This is a genomic window from [Mycoplasma] falconis (assembly GCF_006385795.1).
Taxonomy (GTDB): Bacteria; Bacillota_I; Bacilli_A; order Mycoplasmatales; family Metamycoplasmataceae; genus Metamycoplasma; species Metamycoplasma falconis.
Genome location: NZ_VFSS01000020.1, coordinates 1 through 2,894 on the forward strand (window position 1 = coordinate 1; position 2,894 = coordinate 2,894).

Below are 2,894 nucleotides of genomic sequence, written 5' to 3' on the forward strand. Positions count from 1 at the left end.
ATTAAACAAGATAAGAGTTTTTGGTGGATGCCTTGGGTCTGGAAGTCGATGAAGGACGTGATTACCTGCGATAAGCCTCGGTTAGCTGGATATAAGCTGTGATCCGGGGATTTCCGAATGGGGAAACCCAATTAAGTTAATCCTTAATTATCGTATCGATGAATTCATAGTCGAACGAAGAGACACGCTGTGAATTGAAACATCTCAGTAGCAGCAGGAAGAGAAAATAAAGAATGATTCCCTCAGTAGTGGCGAGCGAACGGGGAAGAGCCCAAACCAGCACTTGTTGCTGGGGTTGTAGGACTGCTTACACGAAGTTACAAAATTTGCATATAGCAGAATAAGTTGGAATGCTTAAACATAGAGGGTGAAATTCCCGTAAGCGAAATATGTAAATCTTCTAGCAGTATCCTGAGTAGGGCGGGGCACGTGAAACCCTGTCTGAATCTGCCGGGACCACCCGGTAAGGCTAAATACTAACCAGACACCGATAGTGAACTAGTACCGTGAGGGAAAGGTGAAAAGAACCCCGGGAGGGGAGTGAAATAGATTCTGAAACCAATTACTTACAGTTAGTCAGAGCCCGTTAATGGGTGATGGCGTACATCTTGCAGAATGGACCGGCGAGTTATGTCAGCATGCGAGGTTAAGTGGATTAAAGCGAAGCCGCAGAGAAATCGAGTCTTAATAGGGCGAATTAGTATGTTGATATAGACCCGAAACCAGGTGATCTACCCATGAGCAGGTTGAAACTTAGGTAACACTAAGTGGAGGACCGAACCGTAGTACGCTAAAAAGTGCCCGGATGACTTGTGGGTAGGGGTGAAATTCCAATCGAACTTGGAGATAGCTGGTTCTCTCCGAAATAGCTTTAGGGCTAGCGTGTAGTGTTAAGTGGTGGGGGTAGAGCACTGAATATGGAATGGCGGCGCCTAGCCGTACTGACTATAATCAAACTCCGAATACTATCATGAATTACTATGCAGTCGGTACATCGGTGATAACGTCGATGCACGCGAGGGGAACAACCCAGATCGTCAGCTAAGGTCCCAAAATTGTGTTAAGTGAGAAAGGTTGTGGAATTTCTTAAACAGCTAGGATGTTGGCTTAGAAGCAGCCACCGTTTAAAGAGTGCGTAATAGCTCACTAGTCGAGAGATTCTGTGCCGATAATTCAACGGGACTAAAACACAATACCGAAGCTACGGGCAGAAATGCGTTAGGAGAGCGTTGTAAGGGCATTGAAGGTAGACCGTGAGGACTGCTGGAGCGCTTACAAGTGAGAATGCCGGTATGAGTAACGATTCAGAGTGAGAATCTCTGACGCCTATTGGGGAAGGTTTCCTGGGCAAGGTTCGTCCACCCAGGGTTAGTCGGGTCCTAAGACGAGGCCGAAAGGCGTAGCCGATGGACAACAGGTTAATATTCCTGTACTTTCTAGAATGTGATGGAGTGACGGAGAAGGATAGTTTTACCACTTATTGGATTGTGGGGTAAATAATGACTGGGTCTTGTAGGCAAATCCGCAAGGCTTAACCGGGAGTTATGATGCATAGTGAAAGGGCAACTAAGTAGCGAATTGGATGATTCCATACCTCTTAAAAAAGCTTCTAACTTAAGTTCTGTGAAACCCGTACCGAGAACGGACACACGTCCCCAAGATGAGTATTCTAAGGCGAGCGAGAAAACTATTGTCAAGGAACTCTGCAAATTCATCCCGTAAGTTCGCAAGAAGGGATGCCCATGGTAACACATGGGCCGCAGTGAATAGTAAGGGGGAACTGTTTATCAAAAACACAGCTCTATGCTAAGTCGCAAGACGATGTATATGGGGTGACTCCTGCCCAGTGCCCGAAGGTTAAGCAAAGGTGTTAGCTTATGCGAAGCATTGATGTGAAGCCCGGGTGAACGGCGGCCGTAACTATAACGGTCCTAAGGTAGCGAAATTCCTTGTCGGCTAAATACTGACCTGCACGAAAGGAGTAATTATCTCTTAACTGTCTCGACAATAGACTCGGTGAAATTATGGTTCCGGCGAAGACGCCGGAGACCCGCATCTAGACGAAAAGACCCCGTGGAGCTTTACTATAACTTCATATTGGAGTTTGATTTAACATGTGTAGGATAGGTGGGAGACTATGATACTTAGACGCTAGTCTGAGTGGAGTCGCCGTTGAAATACCACCCTTGTTACGTTGAACTTCTAACCTGTCGCCGTCATCCGGCGAGGGGACAGTGTGTGGTGGGTAGTTTGACTGGGGCGGTCGCCTCCTAAAGGGTAACGGAGGCGTTCAAAGTTACACTCAATACGGTCAGAAACCGTATCTTAGAGCATAAAGGTAGAAGTGTGATTGACTGTGAGACCTACAAGTCGAGCAGGTGCGAAAGCAGGACTTAGTGATCCGGCGGTTCTTCGTGGAAAGGCCGTCGCTCAACGGATAAAAGCTACCCCGGGGATAACAGGCTTATCTTTCCCAAGAGATCACATCGACGGGAAGGTTTGGCACCTCGATGTCGGCTCATCGCATCCTGGAGCTGGAGTCGGTTCCAAGGGTTGGGCTGTTCGCCCATTAAAGCGGTACGCGAGCTGGGTTCAAAACGTCGTGAGACAGTTTGGTTCCTATCTGATGTGGGCGTTGGAATATTGATGAGAGCTACTCTTAGTACGAGAGGACCGGAGTGGACGCACCGATGGTGTGCCAGTTGTTTCGCCAGAAGCATAGCTGGGTAGCCAAGTGCGGCAGGGATAACCGCTGAAAGCATCTAAGCGGGAAGCCCCCTCAAAGATTAGTATTCCCTTTAAATTCCTTATAGACTATGAGGTTGATAGGCTGGAGGTGTAAGTACAGCAATGTATTCAGCTGACCAGTACTAATAAATTGATAGGTTTAATAG

The 2,894-nt window shown here is 47.4% G+C and carries 1 rRNA gene; it reads left to right on the forward strand.

Features of this window, described 5'->3' with window-relative positions:
- Nucleotides 1–2,894 (forward strand): 23S ribosomal RNA (locus FJO69_RS02940).